At 64.7% G+C, this 5,494-nt stretch carries 6 protein-coding genes and 1 pseudogene; all 7 read left to right on the top strand.

Annotated features, from left to right (window positions below; all coding sequences use genetic code 11):
• Positions 1-309, top strand: a pseudogene (locus EOA38_RS26585) (SEL1-like repeat protein); the annotation flags it as partial.
• A gap of 125 nt (positions 310-434) precedes the next feature.
• The gene (gene efp, locus EOA38_RS26580) at positions 435-1,001 is read left to right on the top strand and encodes an elongation factor P (protein ID WP_127300627.1); all 567 of its coding nucleotides are present in this window, start codon (positions 435-437) and stop codon (positions 999-1,001) included.
• A gap of 26 nt (positions 1,002-1,027) precedes the next feature.
• Positions 1,028-1,828 carry an inositol monophosphatase family protein gene (locus tag EOA38_RS26575; RefSeq protein WP_127300626.1) on the top strand — a complete coding sequence of 267 codons (801 nt, stop codon included), beginning with the start codon at positions 1,028-1,030 and terminating at the stop codon, positions 1,826-1,828.
• Positions 1,829-1,971: 143 nt separating this feature from the next.
• Positions 1,972-2,682, top strand: a complete 711-nt coding sequence (locus EOA38_RS26570; RefSeq protein ID WP_127300625.1) for a hemolysin III family protein — start codon at positions 1,972-1,974, stop codon at positions 2,680-2,682.
• Positions 2,683-2,887: 205 nt separating this feature from the next.
• Entirely contained in the window at positions 2,888-3,907 is a 1,020-nt protein-coding gene (locus EOA38_RS26565) for a MotA/TolQ/ExbB proton channel family protein (protein ID WP_127300624.1), read from the top strand.
• Position 3,908: 1 nt separating this feature from the next.
• On the top strand, positions 3,909-4,937 hold the full coding sequence (locus EOA38_RS26560) for a peptidoglycan -binding protein (RefSeq protein ID WP_126091427.1): 1,029 nt from the start codon (positions 3,909-3,911) through the stop codon (positions 4,935-4,937).
• A gap of 257 nt (positions 4,938-5,194) precedes the next feature.
• A partial coding sequence (locus tag EOA38_RS26555) for a hypothetical protein (protein ID WP_127300623.1) occupies positions 5,195-5,494 on the top strand: 300 nt, incomplete at its 3' end.

The raw sequence follows: 5,494 nt of genomic DNA, 5'->3' as shown, positions 1-5,494 counted from the left end.
AACTACGACACCGCGCAACTTGATCTCGCCGCCTGGATGATCGAGGGGCGCGGCGGCGGGCGCGCCCTGAAGTCGGGCTTTGCCTGGATGAGGCGCGCGGCCGAAGGCGGCAATGTCGCCGCACAGAACCGCCTCGCCAAGCTCTATATGGGCGGCATCGGCACCGACCCGGACCTGATCCTGGCCGGCGCCTGGTACATCGTCGCCCGCCGCGCCGGGCTGATCGACCCTGAGATGGACGATTTCCTGCAAGGCCTCGACGACGGCCAGACAAAGCAGGCGTTGCAGAAGGCGAACCGGCTGCCCTGAGCGCGCCTCGCCGCGGCGGCCGGCTCCGTGGCCGCCACCCTCCCTTGCCTCTCCGGACAATTTGTGGTCTTGGAGGCGCCAAAGCGCGATCTGCGCGGAAAAATCTCATTCCGGATCAGTTCATCATGGCCAAGATCAGTGGCAGCGAAATCCGTCCCGGCTATGTCATCGAGCACGATGGCGGCCTGTGGGTGGCCGTCAAGACCAACACCGTCAAGCCCGGCAAGGGCGGCGCCTACAACCAGGTCGAGCTGAAGAACCTGATCAACGGCACCAAGCTCAACGAGCGCTTCCGCTCGGCCGAGACCGTCGAGCAGATCCGGCTCGATCTGAAGGACTTCTCCTTCCTCTACGAGCAGGGCGACGCGCTGGTGTTCATGGATACCGAAAGCTACGAGCAGCTCGAACTGCCGAAGGATTTTGTCGGCGAACGCGCCGCTTTCCTTCAGGACGGCATGATGGTGACGGTGCAGCTCTATGAGGAACGGCCGATCGGCATTTCGCTGCCCGATCAGGTGACGCTGACCATCACCGAGGCCGATCCGGTGGTGAAGGGTCAGACGGCGGCCTCCTCCTACAAGCCGGCGGTGCTGGAAAACGGCGTCCGCGTGCTGGTGCCGCCCTTCATCTCGGCCGGCGAGCGCATCATCGTCGACACCAACGAGATCACTTACGTGCGGCGCGCCGAGTAGACGGCCAGCAACAGGAAGAAAAAGAAATGGCACGCTCCGCGATCCTCAATGTCATGGTCCAGGCCGCGATGAAGGCCGGCCGCTCGCTGTCGCGCGATTTCGGCGAGGTGCAGAACCTGCAGGTCTCGATGAAGGGACCGGGCGACTATGTCAGCCAGGCCGACCGCAAGGCGGAGGAAATCGTCTTTGCCGAACTGTCCAAGGCCCGCCCCGGCTACGCCTTCCTGATGGAGGAGCGCGGCGCCGTCGCGGGCGAGGATGACCAGCATCGCTGGATCGTCGACCCGCTCGACGGCACCACCAACTTCCTGCACGGCATCCCGCTCTTCGCGGTATCGATCGCACTCGAGCGCCAGGGGCAGATCGTCGCCGGCGTCGTCTACAATCCGGCGATGGACGAGCTCTACACCGCCGAGCGCGGCGGCGGCGCGTTCATGAACGACCGCCGGCTGCGGGTCGCCGGCCGCGCCAAGCTTACCGATGCCGTAATCGGCTGCGGCGTGCCGCATCTCGGGCGCGGCCAGCACGGCAATTTCCTGATCGAATTGCGCAATGTCATGGCCGAGGTCTCCGGCGTTCGCCGCCTCGGCTCCGCCTCCCTCGATCTCGCCTACGTCGCCGCCGGCCGCATGGACGGGTTCTGGGAAGTGGGCCTATCCGCCTGGGATATCGCCGCCGGCCTGCTCCTGATCCGAGAGGCGGGCGGCTTCGTCTCCGACTTCGAAGGCGGACAGGATATGATGGAGCGCGGCTCTGTCGTCGCCGGCAACGAGGTCATCCAGCGCGCGCTGCTCAAGACCGTGAAGAAGCCGCTCGCATCCCGCTGACAGGCAATTCGTGTCGACGGGCACGGCGCGTTGAAGCGCCCCTTTGCGCGTCGAAAGGCCGCGCGGCTGTAGTCGCAAAACCGCAACCGAAGCTTGAAATACTGGTCCGCGACTGCCCAGATAGGGGGCTTGCAGGATCATTCATGAGCGACGCGCGGCCAGACTCCCAGATCAAAATCGGGACCCAGATTGAAATCCCCTTCGTGGGTCGCTGGCATTACTCGCGCGCCGAGATGATCGCCGACGGCATTGTCCATGCCGTCGGCATCGTGCTGGCGATCGCGGCCGGCTCGGCCTTCCTGGCTTTAGCCGCCTTCCATTCCGGTCCCGGTGAATATGTCGCCGCGGTCTTCTACGTCGTGTCGCTGCTCACCGTGCTGTCGGTGTCGCTGGCCTACAATCTGTGGCCGATATCGTGGCCGGCGAAATGGATATTGCGCCGCTTCGACCACGCTGCGATCTATCTTCTGATCGCCGCCACCTATACGCCTTTCCTCGCCCAACTCCACGGCTCGCCGCTGACCGTGCCCATGATCATCGTCGTTTGGACGGCGGCAGTGATGGGGATCGCAATCAAGATGTTCCTGCCCGGGCGCTACGACCGCCTGGCGATCGTCTTCTACCTCGCCATCGGCTGGAGCGGCATCGCACTGGCCGGACCGCTGGTCGAGACCCTGCCGACAGCTTCGATAGTGCTGCTCGTCGCCGGCGGCATCGTCTATTCCTTGGGTGTCATCTTCTTCGCCTGGAAAGGCCTGCGCTTCCACAATGCCGTCTGGCACGGTTTCGTCGTCACCGGCGCCGGGCTGCATCTGGCCGCCATGGTCGACTGCCTGGTGATCAGCCGGTTCTGAGCGCCAATGCATGTCGCCCAAAAGTGCGCAGCGGTTTTGGGAGAACGACATGCATCAAACAAAGATTTAAAGCGCGTCGCCCGAATACCTTTCGGCGCGACGCGCTTTAGGCTGCGGCGATATTGCCAAGCGCCATTCAATTTGGTCACAATTCCGTTTAGAGTTGCGACAAATTCGCGGCGGTGGCATCGGAAACGGGGCACGGATGGCTTTTCTCAGATCCTTCGGCAGGCGCTCGGATGTCCTGGTCTACGATCCGCACAAGCTGTCGAGCCCGCAGGTCTTCCTGCTCACCATGGTGATCTTCCTGGTCATCGTCGCTTTCATCGCCGCCATCCTCACCCGCCAGATCTCGAGAGCCTTCGACAGCAATCCCGGCCTCAACGGGCTGATCATCGGCGTGCTCGCGGTCGGCATCCTGCTCGCCTTCGTTCAGGTCGGCCGGCTGTTCCGCGAGGTGCGTTGGGTCAATTCCTTCCGTGCCGGCTCCGAGACCACCGAGCCGGTGCTGCTGGCGCCGATGAAGGCGATGATCGGCCGCTCGTCGACGATCGCGTTCTCGACCTCGTCGATGCGCACCATGCTCGATTCCATCGCCACCCGCCTCGATGAGAGCCGCGACACCTCGCGCTATCTCGTCGGCCTCCTGATCTTCCTCGGCTTGCTCGGCACCTTCTGGGGCCTGCTCAACACCATCGCCTCGATCCGCGAGACCATCGAGGCGCTCGATCCCGGCAGCGGTGACGCCGCAGCCGTGCTCGAGGCGCTGAAGCAGGGCCTTTCGGCGCCGCTCGCCGGCATGGGCACGGCCTTCTCGTCCTCTCTGTTCGGTCTCTCCGGCTCGCTGGTGCTCGGCTTCCTCGATCTGCAGGCCGGCCGCGCCCAGACCCGCTTCTACACCGAACTCGAGAACTGGCTGTCCTCGGTCACCGACCTGTCGTCCGACATCGTCGTCTCGGATTCGGCCCGCGCCGAACCGTCGGAGGAGATCCGCCTGCTGTCGGAGCGGCTGCGCAGCCTGCAGGAGAATGGCGGCGGCTCCAATCCGCGCGTCGCCACCGCCATGGCCAACCTCGCCGACGGCATCTCCGGCCTGGTCAAGAACATGCGCTCCGAGCAGCAGATCATGCGCGACTGGGTCGAGGCGCAGTCCGACGAGCAGAAGGCCATGCGCAACACCCTGGAAAAGATCGCCGACGCGCTGAAGAAGCAAGGGGTCCACTGACGTGGCGCTGGCAAGACGGCGCGCCGACCGCCGCATCGACTACTGGCCGGGCTTCGTCGACGCGCTGTCGACGCTGCTTTTGGCGATCATGTTCCTGCTCACCGTCTTCGTGCTGGCGCAGTTCCTGCTCAGCCGCGAAATTTCCGGCAAGGACACGGTGCTCAACCGCCTCAACTCGCAGATCAACGAACTGACCCAGTTGCTCGCGCTGGAGCGCTCGAACAGCCAGGACAAGGAGGATACGCTCGCCAACCTGCAGGCTTCGCTGTCGGCGGCGGAAGCGGAAAAGAGCCGTCTGCAGCAATTGCTTGACCAAGGCGCCGGCGCCGGCGATGCGGCCAACAAGCGCGCCGAAGCGCTGTCCGGCGAGCTCAGCAACCAGCGGCAGATCAGCCAGCAGGCGCTGAGCCAGGTCGAGATCCTCAACCAGCAGATCGCGGCGCTGCGCAAGCAGATCGGCGCGCTCGAGGACGCGCTCAACGTCTCCGAGCAGCGCGATCGCGACTCCAACACCAAGATCGCCGACCTCGGCCGCCGCCTGAACGTAGCGCTTGCGCAGCGCGTCCAGGAGCTCAACCGCTACCGCTCCGATTTCTTCGGCCGGCTGCGCGAGATCCTCGCCGACCGCGAGAACATCCGCATCGTCGGCGACCGCTTCGTCTTCCAGTCGGAGGTGCTGTTTCCGACCGGTTCCGAGGTGATCAACGATGCCGGCAAGGTCGAGATGAAGAAGCTCGCCGACGCCATCATCGAATTGCAGAAGGAAATCCCGCCGGAGATCAGCTGGGTGCTGCGCGTCGACGGCCACACCGACAACAAGCCGCTGTCCGGCACCGGACGCTATCGCGACAACTGGGAACTTTCGACGGCGCGCGCGACCTCGGTGGTGAAGTTTTTGATAGAGAACGGCGTGCCGGCCAACCGGCTGGTCGCCGCCGGCTTCGGCGAGTTCCAGCCGCTCGATCCGGCAGATACGGATGAGGCGCGCAGCAAGAACCGCCGTATCGAACTGAAGCTCACCGAGCGCTGAGCGGTCGCTGGAGCCCTGTTCGAGCGAGAAGTTTGCAGCCAAAACGCGGCTTTTAGGGCAGAGTGCGCGCGCGACAAGGCCGCAAAAGATTACCGTTTTTTAATTCCACTTTGGTAGGTGCCGCTCCTAAGTTTCCATATAGGGCCGAGGACCGCCGGCGGTGCCTCCCACATCGCGACGCGACGGAACCTGACGGCCCAGGCCGGAAGGCAGGTCGTTTCCGGCGCCGCCTTCCTCAGCAACAAGGAGACGCAACCATGCGCTCTTTCAAGCTACCTAGGACTGCGGCACTTGCCGCACTTGTCGCCGCCGTTCCGTTTGCCGGCGCCTATGCCGCATCGGCCGGCTTCTACACCCCGCGCACCGCAGGCCTGATCGACCAGGCGCAGAGCCTGGATCAGGGCATCACGGCCGCGAGGCAGACGGACAAGATCGAGCCGGCCGAGGCGCGCGACCTTCACAGGCAGGCCGCCCGTATCAGCCGCGTCGCCCAAAGGGAAGCTGCGGCGGGGCATGGCCCGATACCGGCCTCGCGGTATCAGCAGTTGGTGGCGCAG

The sequence above is a fragment of the Mesorhizobium sp. M1E.F.Ca.ET.041.01.1.1 genome (assembly GCF_003997355.1).
In the GTDB taxonomy this organism is placed as follows: Bacteria; Pseudomonadota; Alphaproteobacteria; order Rhizobiales; family Rhizobiaceae; genus Mesorhizobium.
Note: the sequence above shows the minus strand (reverse complement) of the source record. Positions and strands in the feature narration are given on the sequence as shown.